This window comes from Sphingomonas sp. NPDC092440, assembly GCF_044754985.1.
In the GTDB taxonomy this organism is placed as follows: domain Bacteria; phylum Pseudomonadota; class Alphaproteobacteria; order Sphingomonadales; family Sphingomonadaceae; genus Sphingomonas.
In genome coordinates, this window is the sequence record NZ_JBIVQA010000013.1 from 63,797 (window position 1) to 87,233 (window position 23,437).

Below are 23,437 nucleotides of genomic sequence, written 5' to 3' on the forward strand. Positions count from 1 at the left end.
CTTAGCCCCCATTTGGGGGTCATGGCGTCATCCCATCCGCCCATCATCCGTGTCATCGATCTCGAAACCACCGGCGACAAGCCGCCGGCCCATGCCGTGTGCGAGATCGGCTGGCAGGACGTCGCGATGGGCAAGGACGGGCGCTGGGAGCTTCATGGCGAGGGCGGCAACCGGCTGGTTAACCCGGGCCGGCCGATCCCGCCGCTCACCATGGCGATCCACCATATCCGCGACGAGGACGTCGCCGACGCGCCCTGGTGGCACGACGTCGCGCGGCCGATCCTCGATCCCTGGCCGCGCCGCGTGGCGCTGGCGGCACACCGGGCCAGCTTCGAGGAGCAATATTGCACCCCGGCCCTCACCCGCGGCGCCGACTGGATCTGCACCTGGAAATGCGCGCTGCGGCTATGGCCCGACAGTGGCGGCTTCTCGAACCAGTTCCTGCGCTACTGGCGCAATCCCGAGGGGCTGGTGCACGAGCGCGGCCTGCCCGCGCACCGCGCCTTTCCGGACGCCTATGTCACTGCGCACCATCTGCGCGACATGCTGAACGAGGTGGACGTCGCCCAGCTGGTCGAATGGTCCAAATCGCCGGGCCTTTTGCCGCGCGTCCGCTTCGGGCCCGATCGCGGCAAGGAGTGGAGCGAGATCGACGACGATTCGCTCGCCACCTTCCTGAGCGATCGCGACGAGGACGTGCGCTTCACGGCGCAGACCGAGTTCGCGCGCCGTCGCGGCGGAGCGCCGGCGGGGCGCGACGCGCCGGCCCAGCGGCTGCTGTTCTGATCGCGCTCGCAATGTAGGATTTCGTCGCGGAAACGCGCGGAGTTCAGCGCTTGCCGGCGATCAGCCAGCGCACCCCTTCGAGGACGATGCCATAGACCAGGTGCGAAGCCGCGCCATAGGCGTGCCGGGCAAGCGGCGTGTCGTCGGGTCCGGGCGCCAGGCCGGCGGCAGGCGCTGCGGCTTCGTCGAGCAGCGCGCTGGTGGCGATGCCATAGGCGCCGCCGAACCCGGCGCTCGCCTCGGGCTTATATTCGGTGATCACGCCATAGATGCCGCCGAGCACCGCGCCGGTGACATAGTGGATCGCCAGCCCCGCCGGCTCGCGCCAGGGCTCGGGCACCGGTGCGCCGACCAGCGCCGCGCTCGCCTGGTCGGCAGCCTTCACCGTCGCCGGATCCTCGTTCCCGCCCTCCTCGGGCAGCAGCTTCTCCGCCTGGTGCTGAAAGGCGGCCATCGCCGCGGATGCGACGAGCCCGGCGGCGACACCGGCGAGAAGGCCGAGAAGGGGACGGGGCTTTGCCATCGGGAACTCCGGAACAGGGATCGGCTCGACAGCCCATCCCTGCCCGGCTCCCGGCGTCACATCAATATCGGGGCATCAATATTGAACGCGCTCGGCCTTGAGATTGTGCTTGGCGAGATAGGCCTGGACGCTGTCGGCACCGGCCAGGTGCCCCGCGCCGACCGCGACGAACACGGTGCCCGGCTTGGCCATGCGGGCGTCGATCCAGTTCGCCCAGCGGGCGTTGCGATCGGCGAGCAGCACCTTGGCCAGTTCGGGCGTCTTGCGTACTTCCTCGTTCAGCGTCGCGCCCAGCGCATCGGGATCGCCCGCGCTCCACTGCGCGACCATCTTGTCGATCTTCGGGCCGATCTTGTCGAACTCCTTCACCGTATGGGCCAGGAACTGGACCTGCAGGTCTGCCGGCAGCGTGTCGAAGAAGCCGATCTGCTGCTCGAAGGTCTCGAGCCCTTCGAGCCGCTTGTTGGCGGCCTTGGCGGCGGCGGTGACGGTCACCTCCACGCCGCTGGCCGGGTCATAGCCCAGCTTGCCCAGCGGCAGCATGTTGAGCATCATCGCCGCATACCATGGTTCGAAACGATCCAGCGCCGTGGCCGGCATGCCGAGGCTGGTCAGCGCGCCTGCGAGCGCCGGCCGGGCATCCTCGGGCAGCTTGGCGGTGAGCGCGGGGTCGCTCTCCGGCGCAACCGCGGCCTTCATGATCACCCCCTTGATCACCTCGGGCTCGGGCTCGATCATCTCGAGCACCACCGTGTCGCTCTTGTCGAACGCGGCCTTCACTGCCTTGTCGAACCAGCTGAGCCCGGGCTTCAGCACATGGACGGTGCCGAACAGATAGATGGTGGTATCGGCATCCTTGACTACCCAGAGCGCCGGATCGGCTTCCTTGGCGGCCGGTGCCGCGGCCGCCTTCGGCGCGGCCTGGGCATGGGCGACCGCCGGCAGCGTGGCGAGAGCGGTGAAGCCCGCCAGAACGGTGAGCAACTTCTTCTTCAGCATCGTGAGATCACTCCAGTTGCGCGGCCTTCAGGGCCGAAGTTTCTTCCAGAAATAGACGGCGCTCATGACAATCACGGTCGCCACGAAGAGGATTTCGTGATCGGGCTCGCGAACCAGGCCGCCCTTCCACAGGAAGAACCAGGCCGGATAAACGAGCGCGTAGAAATGGATCGCGATCGTGCCCGCGATCAGATTGTCCTGCCGCTCCACCTCGTCGATATCGCGGTAGAAATACCAGGTGCCGCCGCCTAGGACGGCGACGAAGATCACGGTGATCGCGACCGCCCAGATCGCGGGCAGGCTGCCCGACGGGCTCTTCTCGATCGCGACGAGGGTGCCGCCGATCACGGCGCCCAGCAGCATGAAGCCCGACATCATCAGCCAGAAACGATTGCGGCGCGCCACCTCCGCACGTTCGCCGGGGCCCGTCCGCTCAGTCATCCCCGCCTCCCGACTCGCCATCGAAAAATATCTCCTCGATGGGCATGGCGAACAGACGCGCGATCTTGAACGCGAGCGGCAGCGACGGATCGTGCTTGCCCGTCTCGATCGCGTTCACCGCCTGGCGCGACACGCCGAGCCGACCGCCAAGCTCCGCCTGGCTCCAGTCGCGTTCGGCGCGCAGCACTTTCAGCCGGTTTCGCATCCCTTGTTCGTCATGTCCCCATGACCTGACATCTTGTCAGGTACACCTTACATAGCGAGTCGCGGGGAATTGTCAACAAGACCTGACATTATGTCAGGATCGGCTAGCTCGCGATTTCCTTGATCGGGACGGACGCGTCGGCGATCGCCGCCGGATCCACGGCGAGCCCTTCCACCACCAGCCTGCGGCCCTGGACATAGTCCTTGACCGCGTTGACGCAGTCGAGCGCGATCACCCGGCCCTGGCGATAATAGACCAGCGAGAAGCTGCGCGCGGCGGGATCGCCGCGGACCACCGCGGCATCATGCCCCGCCGAGATGCCGACGGTCTGGAGCTTGAGGTCGTACTGGTTGGACCAGAACCAGGGCACCGCGTCGTAGCTCGCCTCGATGCCGCAGATCGTCTTCGCGGCGACGCTGGCCTGGTCGTTGGCGTTCTGGACCGATTCGAGGCGGACCGCCGTGTCGGCGGCATAGCGGTTCACGTGCAGCGCGCAGTCGCCGACCGCAAAGACGTCCGCCAGGCTGGTGCGGGACTGTGCATCGACGAGCACGCCGTTGCCGCCCGTGGCCCCGGCCGCGAGCAACGGCTCGACGGCGGGCAGGATGCCGATGCCGACAATGGCCATGTCGGCCGGGATCACTTCGCCGCCCGCCAGGCGCACGCCGGTGACGCGGGCCTCGCCCTCGATCGCCGCGACCTGCGCGCCGAGCCGAACCTCGACGCCATGGGCGCGATGCTCGGCCTCGAAGAAGCGCGACAGCGGTTCGCCGGCGACGCGGGCGAGGACGCGGTCCAGCGCCTCGATCACGGTCACCTGCTTGCCGAGCTTGGCGAGGACCGCCGCCGCCTCCAGCCCGATATAGCCGCCGCCGACCACCGCGACCCGGGAAACGCCGTCCAGCTCGGCCATCATCCGATCGACATCGGCGCGGGTGCGCACGGTATGGATGCCGGCAAGGTCATGGCCGTCACAGGCCAGGCGGCGCGGCTTGCCGCCGGCCGCCCAGATCAGCTGACCATATCCGATCGCCTCGCCGTCCGCGATGACGGCATGCGCGACGGGATCGACCGCGGTGACGGTGCGCCCCGGGAGTAGCGTCACCTGGCGCTCCTCCCAGAAGGCCGCGTTGCGGATCAGCAGCCGCTCGAAGGGCTTCTCGCCCGAGAGATATTCCTTGGAGAGCGGCGGGCGCTCATAGGGCAGCTCCGGCTCGTCGCCGAGCAGCGCGATGCTGCCGTCGAACTTGTTCTGGCGGAGCGCGATCGCGGCCTGGGCACCGCCATGGCCGGCACCGATGATGAGGACGTCGTATCTCATGCGTTCAGCCGCTCCGCATGCCAGGCGACATGTGCGCCGAGAAAGGTGGAGACGAAATAATAGCTATGGTCATAGCCGGGCTGGAGCCGCTGGGTGAGCGCGATGCCCGCCCTGGCGCAGGCAGCCTCCAGCAGCTCGGGCTTGAGCTGGGCATCGAGGAAGGGATCGTCGGCGCCGGTATCGACCAGCAGCTCGGGCAGGCGGGCGCCGTCCTTGATCAGCGCGACGGCGTCATGGGCGCGCCACCCCGCCCGGTCGGCGCCGAGATATCCGCCCAGCGCCTTCTCGCCCCAGGGCACCCGGCTGGGCGCGGCGATCGGCGAAAAGGCGGAGACGGAGCGGAAGCGGCCCGGATTGCGCAGGCCGATGGTGAGCGCGCCATGCCCGCCCATCGAATGGCCGGTAATGCCCTGGCGGCCCATGTCCGCCGGGAATTCCGCGCCGATCAGCGCCGGCAGCTCCTGCTCGACATAGCTGCGCATCCGGAACTGCGCCGCCCAGGGCGCTTCGGTCGCGTCGAGATAGAAGCCGGCGCCCTGGCCGAAATCATAGGCCTCGTCATCGGGCACGCCCGGCCCGCGCGGCGAGGTGTCCGGCGCGACCAGGATCACGCCGTGCCGGGCGCATGCCGCCCGATACTCGCCCTTCTCGGTGACATTGGCATGGGTGCAGGTCAGCCCGGACAGGAACCACAGCACCGGCAGCTTCGCGCCAGGCCCATGTTCGGGCACGAAGACGGAGAAGGTCATGTCGGTGCCCGTGGCGGCGGAGGCGTGGCGATAGACGCCCTGCATGCCGCCCTGGGACTTGTTCGAGGAAAGCTGTTCCATGGACGGCCCTTCAGCGGAAGACGATGGTGCGATTGCCGTTGCGGAAGACGCGGCGCGCGCCGATCCACTGCACCGCGCGGGCGAGCACCTGCGCCTCGATGTCGCGGCCGATGCGGATCATGTCGTCGACCGATGCGCGATGGTCGACCCGCTCGACCGCCTGCTCGATGATCGGCCCCTCGTCGAGTTCGCTGGTGACGAAATGCGCGGTGGCGCCGATCAGCTTCACGCCGCGCGCATGCGCCCGGTGATAGGGCCTGGCGCCCTTGAACCCCGGCAGGAAGCTGTGATGGATGTTGACGCATTGTCCCGCCAGTCGCTCGGCGAGCGCCGGCGACAGGACCTGCATGTAGCGCGCGAGGATCAGATAGTCCGCCCTGGCGCGATCGAACTCGGCGAGGAGCGCTGCCTCCTGCCGGGCCTTGTCCTCGGGCAGCAGGAGGAAGGGCAGGCCGTGCCATTCGGTAAGGTCGCGCAGCGTGTCATGGTTCGAGACCACGCCCGCGATCTCGACGCCCAGGCCGCCGGTCTTCCAGCGGTGGAGCAGGTCGTTGAGGCAGTGCGAGCCCCGCGATACCGCGATCAGGATACGCGGGAACCTGTCGCTCTCCGCCATCGCCCAGTCGAAGCCGAAGCGCTCGGCCACCGGCGCGAAGGCCTCGCGCAGCGCCGCGGTCTCGAACGGCTCCCCCACCGCCTTGAACTCGACGCGCATGAAGAAGCGGCCCGAATCGAGATCGGCATATTGCTGGCTGTCGAGGATGAAGCCGTCGCGCGCGGCGAGGAACCCGCTCACCGCCGCGACGATGCCCGGCCGGTCCTCGCAGTCGAGGGTCAGGATCCAGGCCGGCGCGGTCATGCGCGGCGGGCCGGCTGCCACGGCATCACAGCGCCTCCACCTGCGTGGCCGTGGCCGCGTCGCCGGTATTGGGCGTGCCCATGGGCTCGATCACGATGAGCTTCACTTCGCCCCGGCGCGCGACCGGCCGATGCTCGACGCCGCGCGGCACGACGAAGATCTCGCCCGGATGGAGCGTGACCGTGCGGTCGCGCAGCTCGATGTCGAGCACGCCCTCGAGCACCAGGAAGAAGTCGTCGGTCTCGGGATGGCTGTGCCAGACGAACTCGCCCGCCACCTTCACGATGCGGATGTCGTTGTCATTATAGCGCGCGACGATGCGCGGCGCCCAATGCTCGGAGAAGCCGGCGAACTTCTCCGCCAGGTTGACGACTTCGCTCATGCCGGCACCCGCCACAGCCCGCACAGCTTGTTGCCGTCGGGATCGCGGAGATAGGCGAGGTGCATCTTGCCGAAGGGCAGCTCGCGCAGACCGGGCGGATCCTCGATCGACTTGCCACCCGCCGCGACGCCGGCATCGTGCCAGGCCACGACCTGCTCGGGGCTGTCCATCGTGAAGCCGATCGTGCCGCCATTGGCGTGACAGGCGGGATCGCCGTCGAGCGGCGCCGAGACCATGAAGATCCCGCCTTTGTGCAGATAGATCAGCCGGCCCTTCTCGTCGGTCATCGCCGGCCGGCCGCCGAGCGCGCCGAACAATGCGTCGTAAAAGGCCCGAGAACGGGCGAGATCGTTGCTGCCGAGCATGACGTGGCTGAACATGGCGCTCTCCTCAATAGACGACGACGCTGCGGATGCTCTCGCCCGCATGCATCAGATCGAAGCCCTTGTTGATCTCCTCCAGCGTGAGGACATGAGTGATCATCGGATCGATCGCGATCTTGCCGTTCATGTACCAGTCGACGATCTTCGGCACGTCGGTCCGGCCCTTGGCGCCGCCGAACGCCGTGCCCTTCCAGACGCGGCCGGTGACCAGCTGGAAGGGGCGCGTCGCGATCTCCCTGCCCGCCTCGGCCACGCCGATGATGATCGATTCACCCCAGCCGCGATGGCAGCATTCGAGCGCGGTGCGCATCACTTCGGTATTGCCGGTGGCGTCGAAGCTGTAGTCGGCGCCGCCATCGGTGAGCGCGAGCACTTCGGCGATCACTGCTTCGCGCGACTTGCCCTTGCCATCGATGAAATGAGTCATGCCGAACTTGCGGCCCCATGCCTCGCGGTCCGGATTGATGTCGACGCCGACGATCACGTCCGCGCCGACCATCCTGGCACCCTGGATCACGTTGAGGCCGATCCCGCCCAGGCCGAACACCACCACCTTCTCGCCGACCTGGACCTTGGCGGTGTTGACCACGGCGCCGACGCCGGTGGTGACGCCGCAGCCGATATAGCAGCTGGTCTGGAACGGCGCGTCCTCGCGGATCTTCGCCACCGCGATCTCGGGCAGCACGGTGAAGTTCGAGAAGGTCGAGCAGCCCATATAATGGTAGATCGGCTGGCCCCTGTACGAGAAGCGCGTGGTGCCGTCGGGCATCAGGCCCTTGCCCTGGGTGGCGCGGATCGCGGTGCACAAATTGGTCTTGCCCGACAGGCACGACTTACACTGGCGGCATTCGGGCGTGTAGAGCGGGATCACATGGTCGCCCGGCTTCACGCTGGCGACGCCCGCGCCCACCTCGCGGACGATGCCCGCGCCTTCATGGCCGAGCACGCTCGGGAAGATGCCCTCGGAATCGAATCCGTCGAGCGTATAGGCGTCGGTGTGGCAGATGCCGGTCGCCATGATCTCGACCAGCACTTCGCCGGCCCTGGGCCCTTCGAGGTCGAGCTCGACGATCTCGAGCGGTTTCTTCGCTTCGAAGGCGACGGCGGCGCGGGTCTTCATCGGTCTTGCTCCTTGCTCGGCGGCGTGATCGGGGAAACGCCGCCTTGTTGCAAGGCATCAGCGCATGGCGCGGTCCTGCGGGCGATAGAGGGTGAGGAAGATGCCGCCCCACCAGAGGATACCGGCAAAGGCGGCGAATTCCAGAAAGGGCCGCACGAAGCCCGAAAGGAACACGAGGCAGGCGAAGAGCAGGCCGGCAAGCTGCACCCAGCCCGGCAGGCTCCCGGCCATGCGCGCCTCGCGCACCGTCAGCGTCGCCCAGAGGGCCACCCCGGCATGGCCGAGCATGGTCAGCGCGGCGACGAGATCGGCGCGTGGTGAGATGCGCCCCTGGCCGATCAGCGCAGTCGCCTCGATCTTGAAATGCGCGGCGATGGCGAGGCAGAGGATGCCGGCGCCGCCGGCAAGCAGCGCCACGTCCCGCCCCGGCGTGCGCGGGCCGACCGGCGCGGCGAGCGTGAGCATCGCGAGCAGCAGCGCGCTCGCAAGCACACAGCGGACGATCTCGTTGGCGAGCAGCAATCCCCAATAGGGCTGTGCCATATCCAGCTTGTTCCGCGCGATCGCCACGAACGGGTCCGCGGCCCCTGCCAGATCGTGCGACACGTCGCCCAGCACGATCGCCGCGACCGCGAGCAGCAGGCAGAACAGTGCCGCGACCGTGCCGAAGGGCCTTCCACTATTACCGGCAAAGGGACGCTGCACGGCATTCCTCCCATGTGTGTTGTTATTGTAATACACTTACATGCCTGCCGGCGCAAGCCCTGCCCGCGCCCCGAGGCTGTCGCCGAAACGGCCCCAATCCGCGGCGACGCCATCGCAAGGGCCATGATATGCCCGGCGAACGCACGGCAACCTGAGGGAGAGCGATCATGGAAGCGACTGCGAACACCGCCGCGGGCAATGTCTATGTGTTCAACATGACCAGCCAGGACCTGAACCTGAGCGCCAATGGCCTGAGCACGGCCGGCGGGACGATAGCGGGCTGGAGCCAGTCGGGCGCGGGCATGTACCAGCCGCGCAGCCAGGCGGTGCCGCGCCGGCTCAACGCGAGCGAAAGCCCGGGCTGCTTCTTCAACGGCACCAACAGCCTCGCGCTCATGTGGATCGACGGCCTGTACTTCGCGACCGTCCGGATCGACGGCAGAATGTTTCCGCTCAACCAGGACCTGATCCTGCTGATCACCCAGAACAAATGGCATCTCGTCAATCAATATGCGGTCGAGGTGGCGGAAGGGGACGTGCTGCCCATGACCGGGCTGCGTGAGGCTCTGGCGGCAGCGGAGGCGCCGTAGCGCCGGGACGGATCGACGTTCGACCAATCCTATCCCGGAGGGGGAGGAATGTCGGCCACACCTTGCGTGCTGAAAGCAGATACAACCCTTCGCGCGCCCCGCACGGCGCCTCTCCGCTTGGCCGATCGCGTCCGCTGCGCCTATGGGCGCGGGGATGGTCTATTTCGATGTGCAGCGCCGCGATCTTGCCGATCTTGCCGAGCGTTCGCGCGCCCGGCGGCTGACGGTGCCGGCGGGGCGGGACTTCGCCTCCAACGATTATCTGGCGCTGGCCGGCGATCCCGCGCTGGCGGCTGCGGTGCGCGGCGCGATCGATGCGGGCGTGCCGATCGGATCGGGCGGCTCGCGGCTGCTGCGCGGCAACCATGCCGAGCATGCGCGGCTGGAAGCGGAGGCGGCCCGCTTCTTCGGGGCGGAACGCGCGCTCTATTTCTCCACCGGCTATGCGGCGAATGCAGCCCTGCTCGCCACCCTGCCCCAGCGCGGCGACCTGATCGTCCATGACGCGCTGATCCATGCCAGCGCGCATGAAGGCATGCGGCTGAGCCGGGCCGAGGCGCGCGGCGCGGCGCATAACGACGTGGACGGCTTTGCCGATGCGATCGCCGCCTGGCGAGCCGGGGGCGGCACCGGGCGTGTGTGGATCGTGGTGGAGAGCCTCTATTCGATGGATGGCGACCAGGCGCCGCTCGCCGCGCTCGCCGAAGTCGCGGACCGGCATGAGGCGATCCTGATCGTCGACGAGGCACACGCCACCGGCGTATTCGGGCCCGACGGGCGCGGCCTGGCGGCAGGGCTGGCCGGCCGGCCGAACCTGATCACGCTGCATACCTGCGGCAAGGCGCTGGGCTGCGAAGGCGCGCTGCTGTGCGGGCCGCAGGTCGTGCGCGACTTCCTGGTCAATCGCGGCCGCGCTTTCATCTTCTCGACCGCGCCCTCGCCGCTGATGGCGGCAGCGGTGCGGGCTGCGCTCGGGCTGATTGCCGAGCCCGGGCGGCGCGCGCGGCTGCGGGCGCTGATCGGCCGCGCCGAGCAGCTGCTGGCGCCTGCCGGAGTGCGGCCGACGGGCTCGCAGATCCTGCCGCTGGTGATCGGCGACGATGCGCGGACCATGGAAATGGCGGCGGCGCTGCAGGCCCAGGGTTTCGACGTGCGCGGCATCCGCCCGCCGACCGTGCCGGCGGGCACTTCGCGGCTGCGCGTCTCGCTGACGCTCAATGCCGGCGAGGACGACGTCGCCGCTCTCGCCGATGCGCTGCGGGGCCTGGCATGAGGATCGTCGTCACCGGCACCGATACCGATATCGGCAAGACCGTGTTCGCCGCCGGCCTGGCCGGAGCCCTGGGCGCAACCTATTGGAAGCCGGTGCAGAGCGGGCTCGAGGGCGCCAGCGATGCCGAACGGGTCGCGGCCCTGTCCGGCGCGGCGGTGCTGCCCGAGGCCTATCGGCTGAACACCCCCTGCTCGCCGCACCTGGCCGCCGAGATCGACGGCGTGACGATCGATCCGGCGCGGCTCGATCCGCCCGCGATCGACCCGCTGGTGATCGAGGGCGCCGGCGGCGTGCTGGTGCCGGTGACGCGCGAACTGCTCTATGCCGATCTGTTCGCGCGCTGGCGATTGCCGGTGATCCTCGTCGCCCGCACTGCGCTGGGCACGATCAACCACAGCCTGCTCTCGATCGAGGCACTCCGCGCCCGCGGCGTGCCGATCCTCGGCGTGGCGTTCATGGGCGCGGCGAACGAGGACAGCGAGGCGACCATCGCCGCGATCGGCGGGGTCCGCCGGCTCGGGCGGCTGCCGATGCTCGACACGCTCGACCGCCCCACCCTCGCCGCCGCCTTCGCGCGAGCCTTCACCCGCACGGACTTCACCATATGACTTCCCCCGTCTGGCATCCCTTCACCCAGCACGGGCTCGGCGAGCCGATCCCCGAAGTGGTGTGCACCGAAGGTGCGACGCTGCACACGCGAGACGGACGGCGCTTCGTCGATGCCATCTCCTCCTGGTGGGTGACGACGCATGGGCACTGCCATCCGCGGATCATGGCCGCGATCGCCGAGCAGGCGAGCCGCATGGACCAGATCATCTTCGCCGGCTGGACCCATGAACCAGCCGAGGCACTCGCCCGCGAACTGGTGCGGATCCTGCCCGATCCGCTTGCCCATGTCTTCTATTCGGACAGCGGCTCGACCAGCGTCGAAGTGGCGTTGAAGATGGCCTTGGGCTTCTGGGACAATCGCGGCGAACCCCGCCACCGCATCGTCGTGATGGAGCATGGCTATCATGGCGACACGATCGGCGGCATGTCGGTCGGCGCGCGCGGCGTGTTCAACCGGCCCTATCAGCCCTTGCTGTTCGACGTGGCGACCATCCCCTTTCCCGAGCCCGGACAGAGCCAGGCGACGCTCGACGCGCTCGAGGCCGAGTGCCGCGGCAAGCCTGCCGCGCTGCTGGTCGAGCCGCTGGTGCTCGGCGCGGGCGGCATGAAATTCTATCCCGCCAGCCTGCTCGCCGAAATGCGCCGGATCTGCACGGCGCATGGCGTGCTGTTCATCGCCGACGAAGTGATGACCGGCTGGGGCCGCACCGGCACGCTGCTGGCCTGCGAGCAGGCGGGCGTGGTGCCTGACATACTCTGCCTGTCCAAGGGACTGACCGGCGGGGCGATCCCGCTGGCGGTGACGCTGGCGACCACCCCGATCTTCGAAGCGCATCTGTCGACCGACCGGGCGCGGATGTTCTTCCACTCATCGAGCTACACCGCCAATCCGATCGCCTGCGCGGCGGCCAACGCCAATCTGGCGATCTGGCGCGACGAGCCGGTGCGCGCGCGCATCGCCGATCTGGGCGACCGCCAGCAGGACCATCTCGACGCGCTCGCCCGGCATCCGCTGGTCCGCAATCCGCGCCGGCTGGGCACGATCGTGGCGGCGGAAATGGGGGGGAACGAATCGACCTATCTCGATTCGATGGGCCCACGCCTGCGCGATTTCGCGCTGGCATGCGGCGTGCTGATCCGGCCGCTGGGCAACACCGTCTATGTGATGCCGCCCTATTGCATCGACGATGCCGATCTCGCCGCAGTCTATGGCGCGGTCACGGATTTCCTGGAGCGGGAACCCCGCATGGGGGATTTGTTCGCCTTCTAGGGGCGAGTGGTGCTGCCGGTGAGGATTGAACTCACGACCTCAGCCTTACCAAGGATGCGCTCTACCACTGAGCTACGGCAGCACTCGCTCGAACGGTCCGGCAGTGCCGGGTCCCAAGCGGGAGGCGCCTATGTGCTTGGGCGGGACCGATTGTCAACCCGCCCATGGTCGGTTTATCGCAGGAAGATGAGCGAAGCGGAGAAGAAGGCCCGTCTGGCCGAGGCGCTGCGGGCCAATCTGAGGAAACGCAAGACGCAGGCACGCGCCCAGGCCGCGGCCGGCGACGCGCCCGATTCTCAAGACCCCGATTCCCAGGGCCCCGATTCTCAGAGCGACGCCACCCAGAGCGACACGCGATCGGCAGCGTCATAGGCATTGCGCGCGATCGCGTGCGGCCCGAGCAGATACATCGCCATCGTGACCGCGCCCGCCAGGAACCACATCACCCGATAGGTGCGCACTTCGCTTCTAACCATGCCAACTCGTCCCCGCCCAGCTGCGGACCCAGAATCCGCAGCACCTCGGCATGATAGGCATTGAGCCAGGCAAGTTCCTGCACGGTTAGCAAAGATGGTTTAACCAGCGTTCGCTCGATCGGCGCGAAGGTCAGCGTCTCGAAGCCGAGCATCTGTTGTTCCGCACCCGAAATCAACTGCTTGACCACCAGCACCAAGTTCTCGATCCGGATGCCGAATTCCTGCGCCTTATAGTAACCGGGCTCGTTCGACAGGAACATGCCCTCGCGCAGCGGCTCCAGGCTCTGGCCGCCCGGATAAAAGGGCTGGGCGATGCGCTGCGGCCCCTCGTGCACCGAGAGATAGGAGCCCACGCCATGCCCGGTGCCATGGCCGTAATCCAGGCCGACTTCCCACAAGGGGCGCCGCGCGAAGCTGTCGAGCTGGGCGCCGGTGGTGCCGTCGGGGAAGATCGCGGTGGCGATGGCGATATGGCCCTTGAGGACGCGGGTGAAGCGATCCTTCATCTCGTCGCTCGCCTCGCCCACCGGCATCACCCGCGTCACGTCGGTGGTGCCGTCGGCGTACTGGCCGCCCGAATCGACGAGATAGAGCTGGCCGGGCTCGATCGGCAGGCTCGATTCGTCCGTCACCTTGTAGTGCGGGATCGCGCCATTGGGGCCGGTGGCGGAAATGGTGTCGAAGCTCAGATCCTTGAGCACGCCGGTCGCCTCGCGGAATTCGCGCAGCTTGTCGGCGGCGGACATCTCGGTGAGCCCGCCCCGGGGCGCGGTTTCCTCGAACCATTTCAGGAAGCGCGAGAGCGCGGCGCCGTCGCGGGCCTGCGCGGCCTTCTGCCCGGCGATCTCGGCGGGGTTCTTGATCGCCTTGGCCAGGATAACCGGATCGCGCAGTGCCAGTATCTTCGCCCCGCCGGCGTCGAGCGCATCGAACACGGCGGCGACGGCGCTGCCCGGATCGGCGGCGACACGCTTGCCGGTAAAGCCCTTGAGCGCGGGAGCGAAGGCGGCGCGATCATGGATGCGGATCGCATTGCCGAGATGCTGGCGAACCGCGTCGCTCATCTTCTCGGGCGCGACGAACAGGTCGGCGGTGCCGTCGGCGTTGACGATCGCATAAGCGAGCGCGACCGGCGTGTGGCTGACATCGGTGCCGCGGATGTTGAACGCCCAGGCGATCGAATCGAGCGCGGAAAGCACCACGGCATCGGCCTTGCGCTCGGCCAGCCAGTCGGCGATCTCGGCGCGCTTGGCGGGCGAGGACTTGCCGGCGGCCGCGTCGGACTGGATCGCCAGCGTCGCGTCGCTCGGCGCCGGCTTGTCCGGCCACACCGCGTCGATCGGGTTGGTGTCGACCGCGACCAGCTCCGCGCCCTTCTCGGCAAGCGCCTTGCGCGCTTCCTCCACCCAGCCGCGGGTGTGCAGCCAGGGATCATAGCCGATGCGGCCGCCGTCCGGCGCATGCACGCCGAGCCAGGCCGAGACGCTGGTGGCGGGCACGCCGACATATTCCCAGTCCTGCGCCGAGACCTGCTGACGGACCTGGAGCGTGTAGCGCCCGTCGGTGAAGATCGCCGCTTCCTGGGGCAGCACCACCGCGGTGCCGGCCGAGCCCTGGAAGCCGGTGAGCCAGGCGAGGCGCTGGGCATAGGCGCCGACATATTCGGACATATGCTCGTCGGTGAGCGGCACCACGAAACCGTCGAGACGGTCGCGCTTCAGCTGCTCGCGCAGGGCCTGGAGGCGGTCGGCATAGCTGGACATCGGATCATCCTTCGAACTTGACATTCGCCGCCAGGCTGCACGTCCTTCGCTCCTTCGGGAAGGAAAGGACGCGCAAAGCCCGCGACTCCACATGGCGCGGTGTTGGCCGATGGAATCCCATTTTGGAAGCCGCACCGCGCTTTGCTAGGCAGAAGCGGTGAATAGACGGCTGAAACGGGGGCTCGGGCGGTTGGCGCTGATGGTCGGGGGACCGTTGCTGGCGCTATGGGGTATCTCGCTCTGGCTGCATCACGAAGCGGTGCAGCATCTGCACAAGGCCATCGGCGCGAGCATATCCGCCCGCCATATCGATCACCTGGCCGACCAGATCGTCGCCAGGCAGATGAACGGCTGGGTGGGTGGAAGCGGCGTGCCGGTCATGGTCTGCCTGCTGGGGCTGTTATGGATCGCCGTCCATTTCGGCTTCGCGGTGCCGCTGGCGCCCGTGAAGGCATTGCGCACGCGCCGGCTGGTGCTGCGCCGCGCCCGTCCCGACGACGTGACTGCATTCCACGCGATCCTCACCGATCCGCCGACCCTGCGATACTGGGGCCAGGCACCGCACCGGTCGATCGAGGAGACGGCACGCTGGCTCGCGGATGCGGAAGCCGATCCGGAGAAACGCGACGAGTTCGTCATCGAGCGCGACGGCGAAGTGATCGGGATGATCGGCGCGCGGCGATGGCCCTGGGTCACCTATATCCTCCTCGATGCCGAAGGCGGCAAAGGCTATGGCGGCGAGGCGCTGGCGGCATTCGTCGCCCATGCCTTTGCGAGCGGCGTGCCCGCCCTGTTCGTCGCCACCGACACGCGCAACGCAGCGAGCCTGGCGATGGTGCGCAGATGCGGCTTCGGCGAGATTGGGCGCGGTTCGCTCACGCATGAGACGGGCGAGACGATCGAGGCGGTGTGGCTGCGGCTCGACAAGCCGCGATATCGCTGGCCGAGCTTGCGCCGGACCGCAGCGCCAGACAGGGTTGCGGCATGAACTTCCCCCTGCCCCGCGCCGACCTGGCCACGCCCGCGCTGCTGCTCGACGTCGCGGCGATGGACCGCAACATCACGGCGATGGCCGTGTTCGCCCGCGCAAGGGGCCTGGCGCTGCGGCCCCACGCCAAGACGCACAAGAGCGGCGAGATCGCCCGGCGGCAGATCGCGGCAGGCGCGGTGGGCCTCTGCTGCGCCAAGCTGGGCGAGGCGGAGGCGCTCGCGACGGACGGCGTGGGCGACATCCACCTGACCTCGCCGGTGGTGACTCGGGGCGGTATCGCCCGGCTGACGACGCTGGCGGCGAAGATCCGGCTCTCGGTGGTGGCAGACCATCCGGAAGCGGCGCGCGCGCTGGCCGGCTGCGGCGCGACGCTCTTCATCGACGTCGACCCCGGCAAGCACCGCACCGGCGTGACTTCGCCCGAAGCCGCGGTGGCGCTCGCCCAGGCCATCGCCGCGGCGGGGCTGACGCTCGGCGGGGTGCAATATTATTGCGGCTCGGAACAGCATATCGCCAGCTATGCCGACCGGCATGCGGCGATCGTGGCGAAGACCGACTATCTGCGCACCGTGCTGGCGGCGCTGGCGGCGGCGGGATTTACGATCCCGGTAGTGACGGGAGCCGGCACCGGCACCTTTGCGATCGACGCGGAGCTGGGCGTGCTCACCGAGCTGCAGGTGGGGAGCTATCTCTTCCTCGATCGCGAGTATCGCGACTGCGAGCTGGCCGGCCCGCGCTTCGAGCAGGCCCTATGGGTGGATGCCACCGTGGTCAGCGCGAACACGCCCGGCATGGTGACGATCGATGCGGGATTGAAGTCTTTCGCCACCGATGCCGGGGTGCCCGTGCCCGCGTCAGGCACCGCGCGCTACGCCTTCATGGGCGACGAGCAGGGTGCGCTGATCGGCGAGGATCTGCCGGGCCTGGCGGAACGCGTCACGCTGGTGCCCCCGCACTGCGACCCGACGGTGAATCTGTACGATCTCTATCATCTGGTGGAGGGCGGCACGGTGACCGGCGCCTGGCCGGTGACCGCGCGCGGCCGCTCCACCTAGCAGCCGGCCTCTATCGGCGGACATAATAGCAGCGTTTCTTGGCGGTGATGCTGCGATCTACCGCCCGGCCGCCGAGCGCGCCGCCGACACCACCCACCGCGGCACCGAGCAGGCCGTGGCCGATGATCGCCGGCCCGGCGAGCACGCCCACCGCGGCGCCGCCGACCAGACCGGCCGTGCCGGACGAGCGGCGGCACTTCTTGTAATAGGTGCGCGACTTGGACGATTTGCCCTTGTAGTGCGACTGGGCCTGGGCAGGCGCGGTCGGAATGACCGCAACCGGCATGGCCAGTGCGAGAGCGGCGGTGGCCGCGATGAGCTTGCGCATGATTTCCATTCCTTCCTCGAAACCAATGTGCAGACAACTTGCCGGACAGCCGGCGGTTGCATGAACCGAAAACAACATTGCGTTCATCGGGATCGTTCGCGGCACCCGGCGCATTGTCCGCGGCATGACAGGCGCCGGCATCCCGACCCCGCGCGAGCGGCTGGGTAGCGCGCTGGGCGCGCTGGCGCTGGTGGCGCTGCTCGTCTGGCTGCTGATGCGCGGGCTGGGAGTCAGCCTGCATCTCGTCCCCACGCCCGCGATGCGGCTGGTGGGCTTCGTGCTGCCGCCGCCGCCGCCGCCGGAGCCGCGAGCCACGCCGAAGCCGAAACCCCGCGCCCCCCGGGAATCGGGCAAGGCGGCGCCGCCCAATCTGGTTTCCCGCGCCACCGAAGTGGCGGCGCCGGTGAAGACGCCCCAGCCCCAGCCACTTCCCGCGGCGACGCTTCCGATGCAGGGCAATGACGCGCATTCGGGCAGCGCGCCCGTGGCCGGGCCGGGCACGGGTGCCGGCGGATCCGGCACCGGCACGGGCTCGGGCGGCAGCGGCGACGGGTCGGGCGGCGGGGGCGGCACGGTGCTGCGGCTGCTCGAAGGCCATATCAGCGGGCGCGACTATCCGAAGGCGGCGGCGGAGGCCGGCGCGAGCGGCACGGTGGGGCTGCGCTTCACGGTGGGCGTGAACGGGCGCGTGACCGACTGCCAGGTGACGCGATCGAGCGGCAATGCCGATCTCGACGAGACGACCTGCCGGCTGATCCGGAAACGCTTCCGCTATGCGCCGAGCCGCGATGCGAACGGCAGGCCCTATGCGGACGTGGTGACGGGAGAACAGCTATGGGAGCTGTACGACCGGCCGGATCGCGCGCCGGGCCCCTGAACGCGCCCGCTCAGGACGAATCCGGCTCGATCCCGGCCCGACCCCGCGCTACCCTCCGCCAAAATCGAACAGAGAGGCCGCCCGGATGAAGAAGCACGCGCTCGCCCTGCTGGCCCCGCTCGCGATGATGACAACGCTGCCAGCTTCCGCGCAGGGCTTTCTGCGCGCCGATGGGCCCCGCATCGTCGACGAGAGCGGCCGGGAAGTGCTGCTGCGGGGCATGGGGCTGGGCGGCTGGATGCTGCAGGAAGGCTATATGCTGCAGCTCGGCCAGCTGGGATCGGGCCAGCAACACCGCATCCGCGCGGCGATCGCCGACCTGATCGGCGAGGAGAAGACCGCGGAATTCTACCGGGCCTGGCTCGACAACCACACCCGCAAGGCGGACATCGACATGATGGCGCGCTGGGGCATGAACTCCGTCCGCCTGCCGATGCACTACAATCTGCTCACCCTGCCGGCGGAGAAGGAGCCGGTGCCGGGCCAGGACAGCTGGCTGGAGGACGGCTTCCGCCGCATCGACACGCTGCTCGCCTGGACCAAGGCGAACGGCATGTACCTGATCCTCGACCTGCACGCTGCGCCGGGCGGCCAGGGCAACGACCTGCCCATCGCCGATCGCGATCCCGCCAGGCCCGCGCTGTGGCAGAGCGCGGAGAATCGCCGCAAGACGATCGCGCTGTGGCGCAAGCTGGCCGCGCGCTACGCCAATGAGCCCGGGATCGGCGCATACGACCTGCTCAACGAGCCGAACTGGGACTTCTCCGCCCCGGGCGGCGACCATGGCTGCAAGGAGACCGGCAACGCCCCGCTCAAGCAGCTCTACACCGATATCGCCGCCGCGATCCGCGAAGTCGACAAGCGCCACATGCTCATCATCGAGGGCAATTGCTGGGGCAACAACTATGCCGGCCTGCTGCCCTTCGCCGACACGAACACCGCGCTCAGCTTCCACAAATATTGGAACCTCAACGACGAAGCGTCGATCGCGCCGTTCCTCGATCTGCGCAAGACCTACGCCATGCCGCTCTGGCTGGGGGAATCGGGAGAGAATTCCAATGTCTGGTTCCGCGACGCGATCTCCCTGGTCGAGCGGCACGGCATCGGCTGGGCCTTCTGGCCGCTGAAGAAGATCGGCTTCAACAATCCGTACGAGATCGTCCCCAATCCCGGCTGGGCCAGGCTGGTCGCCTATTGGAGCGGCAAGGGTCCGCGTCCGAGCGGCGAGGAAGCCTATGCCACGCTGATGCAGCTCGCCCGCCACGACATCCGGCACGAGAACAACCTGTTCCACCAGGACGTGGTCGACGCGATGCTGCGCCAGCCGCACGATCCAAGCCCGCGCCCTTCCGCGCCGCTGCTGGTCACGGCGGCAGGCGGTGCGATCGACGCCGTAGATTATGACATCGGCCCGGCGGGCGTCGCATACAGCGACACGGACGACGCCAATTACCATGTCTCCACCGGCAAGGCGCGGACCGCGTGGAACAAGGGCCGCACCTGGCGCAACGACGGCGTCGACATCGCCCGCGCGGACGGTGAGTACCTCTATGTCAGCGATTTCGTGCCCGGGGAATGGCTGCGCTATTCGCTCTCCGCCGAGGGCGGCGGCGGCTATGCGGTCGACGTCGAAGTGCAGTCCGGCAAGGGCGGCACGCTGGCGCTGACGCTGAACGGCGGCACGCCGCTGGCGCTCGACGTGCCCGCCGCGCCCGGCTGGCGGACGCTGCGCCTGCCCGGCCGGGTCACGCTGCTCGACGGCAACAACATGCTGGTGCTGGGCGCGAAGAGCTTCGACGGCGCGGTGCGCAGGATGACGTTCACGCCGGCGCGATGAGGGTGGCTGCGCATATCTTATGCGTGGCCCGCCGGGCCTGACGGCGCTAGGGCCAGGCCATGCCGCTTGATCTACTCTGCCTCGATGCCGACGACACGCTCTGGCACAATATGCGCCATTTCGACGAAGCGGAGCGCGCCTTCGTCGCGATGATGGCGCCCTTCGCGGCCGAAGGCGTGGCGCGCGAGCGGCTCGAGGCGGTGGAGAGCGCCAATCTGCGGCTCTACGGCTATGGCGCCAAGAGCTTCACGCTCTCGATGATCGAGACCGCGACCGAGCTGTGCGGCGATGCGCTGACTCGCGAGGGCGTGGCCGCGATGCTGGCAGCTGGGCGCACGCTGCTGTCCCATCCGGTCGAGCTGCTCGACGGCGTCGGCGAGACGCTCGCCGCGCTGGCCGGGCGTGTGCGGCTGGTGCTGGTGACCAAGGGCGACCTGCTGCATCAGGAAGCCAAGCTCGCCGCCTCCGGGCTTGGCGACCTGTTCCACGGCGTCGAGATCGTCAGCGACAAGACGCCGGACACCTTTGTCCGCCTGTTCGCCCGCTACGGCGTCGCGCCCGAGCGAGCCGGGATGGCCGGGGACTCGATCCGATCCGACATCGCGCCGGTGCTCGCCGCCGGCGGCTGGGCCGCGTTCCTGCCGCCCGAATTGTCCTGGGCGCACGAGCGCGCCGCGGTGCCGAGCGACCATCCGCGCTTCGCCCAGCTGGATCGCTTCGCCGACCTGCCCGGCTGGCTCGACCGCATCGGCTAGGTTGGGGAACTCATATTCTTGCTTCGTCACCCCGGCGGGAAATCAGATACTTGCTTGGGTTCTCAACCTGGGGGACAGGCCCCAAACGGCCCTTGAAACCAGGTCCGTCATCCCTGCGGAGGCGGGGGTCCAGGGCCAGGGACAAGAGTCGCGAGGCCCGCTTTGCCGTTTCCAGCAAGCATGCGCGTGATTGCTGGAAACGGCCCGGACCACCCTGGATCTCCGCCTTCGCGGGGATGACGGAGGAGGGAATGGGAGCTCCGGGCCTTGGCGGACGATGGCCTCGCGCTGCACCCAAATGAAGGCCCCCCGCTCTCGCAAGGGCGCGCGTCGCGGATATCCCCAAAATGAAAGAGGCCGCCGGGGCGTCTCCCGACGACCCGGCGACCTCCGACATGGTCAGCGGCCGGAAGCTCCAGCCCGGGAGACCATGCGGACCGCTTTGCTTCGGACTGGCGCCGTTGATTGGAGGAGGATACCTCCCGTGCGCCTTACGATCGGAGGGCTTCCGACCGCGTCCATCCGCTCAGCGGTGCGTCTCCCGAACGAACTGAACCGACCCCATTGCTGAACCATGAGACATCGGATCACCTCCTTTCGCTAGTTGAAGAAGCACGCACCCTCAAAGGGCACGCCAACTATTTGAATCACCGCGAGTCGCAGAACAAGTCTTGTATAAAATCTTTTTCTGAGCGATTCTGGAATTCTGGGCCGGGAAGCCGGCCACATGCCGTTGCGACGGACCTCCTCCCAGCTTTCCGAGACATGCCGTGTGGGCGCGGCGCGATGCGGGCGGTTACGACCGGTCCGGGCTAGCGCCGCTTGAAATACTGGACTTCGCGCTCATGCTTCTCGGCCGCGGCGCGGGTGCCGAACGTGCCGAGGTTGCGGCGCTTGCGCGTGTCGGGATCGGGCTTGCGCGAATAGAGCCGGTATTGGCCGGACTTGAGCTTGCGGATCATCGCGTTTCTCCTCGCGGCGTGAACGCGCGCGACCGCGCGACCTATCCGCGGCAATCCTCGGTGACGCGCAGCACCTCGGCATAGGCGGGCACCACCAGCGTGGGCAGGCCATTGCCCTGGACGAGGAACCGCCCGCGGCTGAAGCCCATCGCGTCGAGCAGCGGATCCGACGGGGCGAGATCGGCGGCGAGCCGCGGCGCGGCGCCGGGGAGCGGCTGGACCGGGAGCTGGCGGAGCGTGCTGGTGGTGCGCACGGTGACGCTCGCCACGCCCTCGCCCCTGCGCGAAAGCACCACGCGGCCGCCACCGACGTCGCAGCGCAGGATCAGTTCGGCCTCGCCGCCGGCCATGCCGAAGAACGCGACCGAGCCGCGACCGTCCTGGCGATAGACCCAGTCGCCAGGCGTGAGCGGCCAGTCGCGCCAGTCCGGCCCCTGCGGCACGGGCGAAGGCGCCGGGGCCGGCGCGGGAGCAGGCGCGGGAACCGGCCTGGGCGCGGGCGCGGGCGGCGGCACCACGCGCGGCGTTTCCGAGCAGCCCGCAATGGCGAGCGCGGAGGCGAAGACGAGCAGCTGGCGTCGCATGCGCGGCCTTATGCGGGAAGTGCCCGGGCGGCTCAACCGCTACGGCGACGAAACGGCCCGCCGCTTCGTTCTATCGCGGCATTGCGCTTCAGACCCGCCGCATTCCCCGTGCGATCCAGGGCAGGCGTGCCGCCTCACGCTCGCCTTCGGGAAGGATCGACCAGTCGGCCGCGAACTCGGTGGCGGCGTCGAACGTGGCGCTGGCGCAATTGCCCACCAGGCTCGCATCCTGATCGGCGAGCTTCGCGCCTTCCAGCCGCGCCCCTCTCAGGCTCGCGCCCGCGAGTTCGGCAGCCTGGAAATCCGCGCCGCGCAGGTCCGCGTTCGAGAAGGAGGCGCCGCGCAGATCGGCATCGGCCAGCGTCGCGAAGCGCAGCGAGGCGCTGGTGAACCGCGCGCCGGCCGCGCTGGCGCCCTGCAGCAACGCCCGATCGAGACTGGCGCCAACAAAGGAGGCATATTCGAGATAGGCGTAGAAAAAGACGGCCTGTTCGAGATGCGCCCCCCGCAGATAGGCACCCTCCAGATAGGCGCCGGACAGCTCGGCACGCTCGAGATGCACATAGCGCAGCCGCGCCAGTCGGAAGCGGCAATCGATGAAGCTCGCCCCGGAAAGCACGGTCTTGCGCCCCAGCTGGATGCGATCGAAGGCGGATCCGGCGAGCGGCAGGCTGCCGCGAAGCACCGCCTCCCATTCCTCGCTCAGGATGGTCTGCTCCGCCGCGGCGATGGCGCAGGGGCGAAGCTTGCGCCGGGCGCCGGCGATCTCGCGCTTCATCTCGACGACGGCGCGGGTCGCGGCGCGCCCCTCGAGCCGGCGGAAGCGCTCGCGCCAATCCTGCAGCCAGTTCCCCACGATGCTGCTGCCGGTCGCTTCGGCGCTCGCGACCAGCCGCGCGCGCAGCAGCTCGAAGGCCGGGCGCTGGAAGCTCTTGCCATATTCGCCGCGCAGGAACGCACGCATCTGATGCAGGGCGGCGATCTGCAGCGTCTCGCGCGCGGCGGCGGGGAATTTCTCGTCGATGGCGCCGGCGGCGCGCATCTGGATTTCCTGGAATTCCTTGAGGTTCACGTCCTTGCGCTGGTTGTCGAGCGTCGCGTTGACGTTGAGGTCGCGGAACAGCCAGAGCAGGAAGGCGGAAGGCACACCGATCAGCAGCAGCAGGATCTGCGCCGCCTCGCGCCATTCGAGCCGCGGCGCCTCCGCATCGGTGAAGAGGCGGTGGAAGGCGGCGGCGACGCCGCGCGCTTCCTGCGGAAACAGCAGCGAAAGCACGGCGGCGATGCCGAGCGGCACCAGGATGCCGACCAGCGCAAGCGCGACCGGCTTGGGCCAATGGCGCCGCAGCCCCATCCCCCGGGGCCGCCGCAGCCACAGGCGGAGCCGCAGCCAGGCGAGGCGGGTGCTGATCCGAAGCGCGAAGCGGACCTCGTGCCGCGGGCCGAACAGGTCGTCCAGCCACCAGCGCGCGATGCGCTTCCTCCATCCGGCCATCCGCTCCCCCTTCCGCGC

General features: G+C 68.8%; 27 protein-coding genes and 1 tRNA gene. 10 read left to right on the forward strand and 18 right to left on the reverse strand.

Going from position 1 to position 23,437, the window contains the following annotated elements:
- The first annotated feature begins 21 nt into the window (after positions 1–21).
- On the forward strand, positions 22–786 hold the full coding sequence (locus tag ACIQCS_RS19150; RefSeq protein ID WP_345848806.1) for an exonuclease domain-containing protein: 765 nt from the start codon (positions 22–24) through the stop codon (positions 784–786).
- Positions 787–829: 43 nt separating this feature from the next.
- On the opposite strand, the gene ACIQCS_RS19155 is transcribed toward ACIQCS_RS19150, so the two are convergent.
- From ACIQCS_RS19155 to ACIQCS_RS19205, 11 genes are all read right to left on the reverse strand, one after another.
- Positions 830–1,309, reverse strand: a complete 480-nt coding sequence (locus tag ACIQCS_RS19155; RefSeq protein ID WP_345848807.1) for a DUF1440 domain-containing protein — start codon at positions 1,307–1,309, stop codon at positions 830–832.
- A 75-nt stretch (positions 1,310–1,384) separates the two neighbouring features.
- Positions 1,385–2,308 carry a TraB/GumN family protein gene (locus ACIQCS_RS19160; protein ID WP_345848808.1) on the reverse strand — a complete coding sequence of 308 codons (924 nt, stop codon included), beginning with the start codon at positions 2,306–2,308 and terminating at the stop codon, positions 1,385–1,387.
- Between the two features lie 27 nt (positions 2,309–2,335).
- Entirely contained in the window at positions 2,336–2,749 is a 414-nt protein-coding gene (locus ACIQCS_RS19165) for a hypothetical protein (RefSeq protein WP_345848810.1), read from the reverse strand.
- Positions 2,742–2,954, reverse strand: a complete 213-nt coding sequence (locus ACIQCS_RS19170; RefSeq protein ID WP_167301290.1) for a helix-turn-helix transcriptional regulator — start codon at positions 2,952–2,954, stop codon at positions 2,742–2,744. Before ACIQCS_RS19170 ends, ACIQCS_RS19165 begins: the two co-directional genes overlap by 8 nt.
- Positions 2,955–3,057: 103 nt before the next feature.
- Positions 3,058–4,275, reverse strand: coding sequence for an FAD-dependent oxidoreductase (locus ACIQCS_RS19175; protein ID WP_345848812.1), 1,218 nt, complete (start codon positions 4,273–4,275; stop codon positions 3,058–3,060).
- On the reverse strand, positions 4,272–5,105 hold the full coding sequence (fghA, locus tag ACIQCS_RS19180) for an S-formylglutathione hydrolase (RefSeq protein WP_345848813.1): 834 nt from the start codon (positions 5,103–5,105) through the stop codon (positions 4,272–4,274). Before fghA ends, ACIQCS_RS19175 begins: the two co-directional genes overlap by 4 nt.
- A 10-nt stretch (positions 5,106–5,115) precedes the next feature.
- A complete protein-coding gene (gene purU, locus ACIQCS_RS19185) occupies positions 5,116–5,964 on the reverse strand; it encodes a formyltetrahydrofolate deformylase (protein ID WP_345852014.1) in 849 nt (282 codons plus the stop codon).
- A 25-nt stretch (positions 5,965–5,989) separates the two neighbouring features.
- Positions 5,990–6,346: a cupin domain-containing protein gene (locus tag ACIQCS_RS19190; protein ID WP_345848815.1), complete on the reverse strand. Its 357-nt coding sequence runs from the start codon at positions 6,344–6,346 to the stop codon at positions 5,990–5,992.
- Complete coding sequence (locus tag ACIQCS_RS19195; RefSeq protein ID WP_345848817.1) at positions 6,343–6,726, reverse strand: VOC family protein; 384 nt, start codon at positions 6,724–6,726, stop codon at positions 6,343–6,345. The genes ACIQCS_RS19190 and ACIQCS_RS19195 overlap by 4 nt, the downstream gene beginning before the upstream one ends.
- A gap of 10 nt (positions 6,727–6,736) precedes the next feature.
- Positions 6,737–7,849: an S-(hydroxymethyl)glutathione dehydrogenase/class III alcohol dehydrogenase gene (locus ACIQCS_RS19200; protein WP_345848818.1), complete on the reverse strand. Its 1,113-nt coding sequence runs from the start codon at positions 7,847–7,849 to the stop codon at positions 6,737–6,739.
- Positions 7,850–7,906: 57 nt separating this feature from the next.
- Positions 7,907–8,554 (reverse strand): hypothetical protein, encoded by a 648-nt coding sequence (locus tag ACIQCS_RS19205; RefSeq protein WP_345848820.1) that lies wholly within the window; start codon positions 8,552–8,554, stop codon positions 7,907–7,909.
- A gap of 167 nt (positions 8,555–8,721) precedes the next feature.
- Between ACIQCS_RS19205 and ACIQCS_RS19210 the strand changes: the two genes are divergently transcribed.
- From ACIQCS_RS19210 to ACIQCS_RS19225, 4 genes are all read left to right on the forward strand, one after another.
- Complete coding sequence (locus ACIQCS_RS19210; RefSeq protein ID WP_345848821.1) at positions 8,722–9,144, forward strand: hypothetical protein; 423 nt, start codon at positions 8,722–8,724, stop codon at positions 9,142–9,144.
- A gap of 154 nt (positions 9,145–9,298) precedes the next feature.
- On the forward strand, positions 9,299–10,417 hold the full coding sequence (locus tag ACIQCS_RS19215) for an 8-amino-7-oxononanoate synthase (RefSeq protein ID WP_345848822.1): 1,119 nt from the start codon (positions 9,299–9,301) through the stop codon (positions 10,415–10,417).
- Entirely contained in the window at positions 10,414–11,025 is a 612-nt protein-coding gene (gene bioD / locus ACIQCS_RS19220; protein ID WP_345848824.1) for a dethiobiotin synthase, read from the forward strand. Before ACIQCS_RS19215 ends, bioD begins: the two co-directional genes overlap by 4 nt.
- Positions 11,022–12,296, forward strand: a complete 1,275-nt coding sequence (locus ACIQCS_RS19225; protein ID WP_345848825.1) for an adenosylmethionine--8-amino-7-oxononanoate transaminase — start codon at positions 11,022–11,024, stop codon at positions 12,294–12,296. Before bioD ends, ACIQCS_RS19225 begins: the two co-directional genes overlap by 4 nt.
- Positions 12,297–12,303: 7 nt before the next feature.
- Here the strand turns inward: ACIQCS_RS19225 and ACIQCS_RS19230 are convergent.
- The 3 genes from ACIQCS_RS19230 to ACIQCS_RS19240 all read right to left on the reverse strand — a co-directional run bounded on the left by ACIQCS_RS19230 (position 12,304) and on the right by ACIQCS_RS19240 (position 14,535).
- Positions 12,304–12,378, reverse strand: a tRNA-Thr gene (locus ACIQCS_RS19230).
- Between the two features lie 244 nt (positions 12,379–12,622).
- On the reverse strand, positions 12,623–12,772 hold the full coding sequence (locus ACIQCS_RS19235; RefSeq protein WP_280279888.1) for a hypothetical protein: 150 nt from the start codon (positions 12,770–12,772) through the stop codon (positions 12,623–12,625).
- Positions 12,739–14,535 (reverse strand): aminopeptidase P family protein, encoded by a 1,797-nt coding sequence (locus tag ACIQCS_RS19240; protein WP_345848826.1) that lies wholly within the window; start codon positions 14,533–14,535, stop codon positions 12,739–12,741. The genes ACIQCS_RS19235 and ACIQCS_RS19240 overlap by 34 nt, the downstream gene beginning before the upstream one ends.
- Positions 14,536–14,692: 157 nt before the next feature.
- Here ACIQCS_RS19240 and ACIQCS_RS19245 point away from each other — a divergent pair, with 157 nt between their 5' ends.
- A complete protein-coding gene (locus tag ACIQCS_RS19245; RefSeq protein WP_401531511.1) occupies positions 14,693–15,523 on the forward strand; it encodes a GNAT family N-acetyltransferase in 831 nt (276 codons plus the stop codon).
- Complete coding sequence (locus ACIQCS_RS19250; protein WP_345848828.1) at positions 15,520–16,581, forward strand: DSD1 family PLP-dependent enzyme; 1,062 nt, start codon at positions 15,520–15,522, stop codon at positions 16,579–16,581. The genes ACIQCS_RS19245 and ACIQCS_RS19250 overlap by 4 nt, the downstream gene beginning before the upstream one ends.
- A gap of 10 nt (positions 16,582–16,591) precedes the next feature.
- Here the strand turns inward: ACIQCS_RS19250 and ACIQCS_RS19255 are convergent, their stop codons facing one another.
- The gene (locus ACIQCS_RS19255) at positions 16,592–16,909 is read right to left on the reverse strand and encodes a hypothetical protein (protein WP_280279884.1); all 318 of its coding nucleotides are present in this window, start codon (positions 16,907–16,909) and stop codon (positions 16,592–16,594) included.
- A 124-nt stretch (positions 16,910–17,033) separates the two neighbouring features.
- Between ACIQCS_RS19255 and ACIQCS_RS19260 the strand changes: the two genes are divergently transcribed.
- From ACIQCS_RS19260 to ACIQCS_RS19270, 3 genes are all read left to right on the forward strand, one after another.
- Positions 17,034–17,786: a TonB family protein gene (locus ACIQCS_RS19260; protein ID WP_345848829.1), complete on the forward strand. Its 753-nt coding sequence runs from the start codon at positions 17,034–17,036 to the stop codon at positions 17,784–17,786.
- Positions 17,787–17,871: 85 nt separating this feature from the next.
- Entirely contained in the window at positions 17,872–19,623 is a 1,752-nt protein-coding gene (locus ACIQCS_RS19265) for a cellulase family glycosylhydrolase (protein WP_345848830.1), read from the forward strand.
- Positions 19,624–19,682: 59 nt separating this feature from the next.
- Complete coding sequence (locus ACIQCS_RS19270; RefSeq protein WP_345848832.1) at positions 19,683–20,378, forward strand: HAD family hydrolase; 696 nt, start codon at positions 19,683–19,685, stop codon at positions 20,376–20,378.
- An 812-nt stretch (positions 20,379–21,190) separates the two neighbouring features.
- Here the strand turns inward: ACIQCS_RS19270 and ACIQCS_RS19275 are convergent.
- From ACIQCS_RS19275 to ACIQCS_RS19285, 3 genes are all read right to left on the reverse strand, one after another.
- Positions 21,191–21,340 carry a hypothetical protein gene (locus tag ACIQCS_RS19275; RefSeq protein ID WP_345848834.1) on the reverse strand — a complete coding sequence of 50 codons (150 nt, stop codon included), beginning with the start codon at positions 21,338–21,340 and terminating at the stop codon, positions 21,191–21,193.
- Between the two features lie 41 nt (positions 21,341–21,381).
- Positions 21,382–21,924, reverse strand: coding sequence for a hypothetical protein (locus ACIQCS_RS19280; RefSeq protein ID WP_345848837.1), 543 nt, complete (start codon positions 21,922–21,924; stop codon positions 21,382–21,384).
- Between the two features lie 88 nt (positions 21,925–22,012).
- Positions 22,013–23,419: a pentapeptide repeat-containing protein gene (locus tag ACIQCS_RS19285; protein WP_345848839.1), complete on the reverse strand. Its 1,407-nt coding sequence runs from the start codon at positions 23,417–23,419 to the stop codon at positions 22,013–22,015.
- Positions 23,420–23,437 lie beyond the last annotated feature (18 nt).

Bases quoted from the DNA above. Each gene is read 5' to 3' on its own strand.
- ACIQCS_RS19150 (WP_345848806.1), top strand. From the start codon at position 22: ATGGCGTCATCCCATCCGCCCATCATCCGTGTCATCGATCTCGAAACC.
- ACIQCS_RS19155 (WP_345848807.1), bottom strand. From the start codon at position 1,309: ATGGCAAAGCCCCGTCCCCTTCTCGGCCTTCTCGCCGGTGTCGCCGCC.
- ACIQCS_RS19160 (WP_345848808.1), bottom strand. From the start codon at position 2,308: ATGCTGAAGAAGAAGTTGCTCACCGTTCTGGCGGGCTTCACCGCTCTC.
- ACIQCS_RS19165 (WP_345848810.1), bottom strand. From the start codon at position 2,749: ATGACTGAGCGGACGGGCCCCGGCGAACGTGCGGAGGTGGCGCGCCGC.
- ACIQCS_RS19170 (WP_167301290.1), bottom strand. From the start codon at position 2,954: ATGCGAAACCGGCTGAAAGTGCTGCGCGCCGAACGCGACTGGAGCCAG.
- ACIQCS_RS19175 (WP_345848812.1), bottom strand. From the start codon at position 4,275: ATGAGATACGACGTCCTCATCATCGGTGCCGGCCATGGCGGTGCCCAG.
- fghA (WP_345848813.1), bottom strand. From the start codon at position 5,105: ATGGAACAGCTTTCCTCGAACAAGTCCCAGGGCGGCATGCAGGGCGTC.
- purU (WP_345852014.1), bottom strand. From the start codon at position 5,964: ATGACCGCGCCGGCCTGGATCCTGACCCTCGACTGCGAGGACCGGCCG.
- ACIQCS_RS19190 (WP_345848815.1), bottom strand. From the start codon at position 6,346: ATGAGCGAAGTCGTCAACCTGGCGGAGAAGTTCGCCGGCTTCTCCGAG.
- ACIQCS_RS19195 (WP_345848817.1), bottom strand. From the start codon at position 6,726: ATGTTCAGCCACGTCATGCTCGGCAGCAACGATCTCGCCCGTTCTCGG.
- ACIQCS_RS19200 (WP_345848818.1), bottom strand. From the start codon at position 7,849: ATGAAGACCCGCGCCGCCGTCGCCTTCGAAGCGAAGAAACCGCTCGAG.
- ACIQCS_RS19210 (WP_345848821.1), top strand. From the start codon at position 8,722: ATGGAAGCGACTGCGAACACCGCCGCGGGCAATGTCTATGTGTTCAAC.
- ACIQCS_RS19215 (WP_345848822.1), top strand. From the start codon at position 9,299: ATGGTCTATTTCGATGTGCAGCGCCGCGATCTTGCCGATCTTGCCGAG.
- bioD (WP_345848824.1), top strand. From the start codon at position 10,414: ATGAGGATCGTCGTCACCGGCACCGATACCGATATCGGCAAGACCGTG.
- ACIQCS_RS19225 (WP_345848825.1), top strand. From the start codon at position 11,022: ATGACTTCCCCCGTCTGGCATCCCTTCACCCAGCACGGGCTCGGCGAG.
- ACIQCS_RS19235 (WP_280279888.1), bottom strand. From the start codon at position 12,772: ATGGTTAGAAGCGAAGTGCGCACCTATCGGGTGATGTGGTTCCTGGCG.
- ACIQCS_RS19240 (WP_345848826.1), bottom strand. From the start codon at position 14,535: ATGTCCAGCTATGCCGACCGCCTCCAGGCCCTGCGCGAGCAGCTGAAG.
- ACIQCS_RS19250 (WP_345848828.1), top strand. From the start codon at position 15,520: ATGAACTTCCCCCTGCCCCGCGCCGACCTGGCCACGCCCGCGCTGCTG.
- ACIQCS_RS19255 (WP_280279884.1), bottom strand. From the start codon at position 16,909: ATGCGCAAGCTCATCGCGGCCACCGCCGCTCTCGCACTGGCCATGCCG.
- ACIQCS_RS19260 (WP_345848829.1), top strand. From the start codon at position 17,034: ATGACAGGCGCCGGCATCCCGACCCCGCGCGAGCGGCTGGGTAGCGCG.
- ACIQCS_RS19265 (WP_345848830.1), top strand. From the start codon at position 17,872: ATGAAGAAGCACGCGCTCGCCCTGCTGGCCCCGCTCGCGATGATGACA.
- ACIQCS_RS19270 (WP_345848832.1), top strand. From the start codon at position 19,683: ATGCCGCTTGATCTACTCTGCCTCGATGCCGACGACACGCTCTGGCAC.
- ACIQCS_RS19275 (WP_345848834.1), bottom strand. From the start codon at position 21,340: ATGATCCGCAAGCTCAAGTCCGGCCAATACCGGCTCTATTCGCGCAAG.
- ACIQCS_RS19280 (WP_345848837.1), bottom strand. From the start codon at position 21,924: ATGCGACGCCAGCTGCTCGTCTTCGCCTCCGCGCTCGCCATTGCGGGC.
- ACIQCS_RS19285 (WP_345848839.1), bottom strand. From the start codon at position 23,419: ATGGCCGGATGGAGGAAGCGCATCGCGCGCTGGTGGCTGGACGACCTG.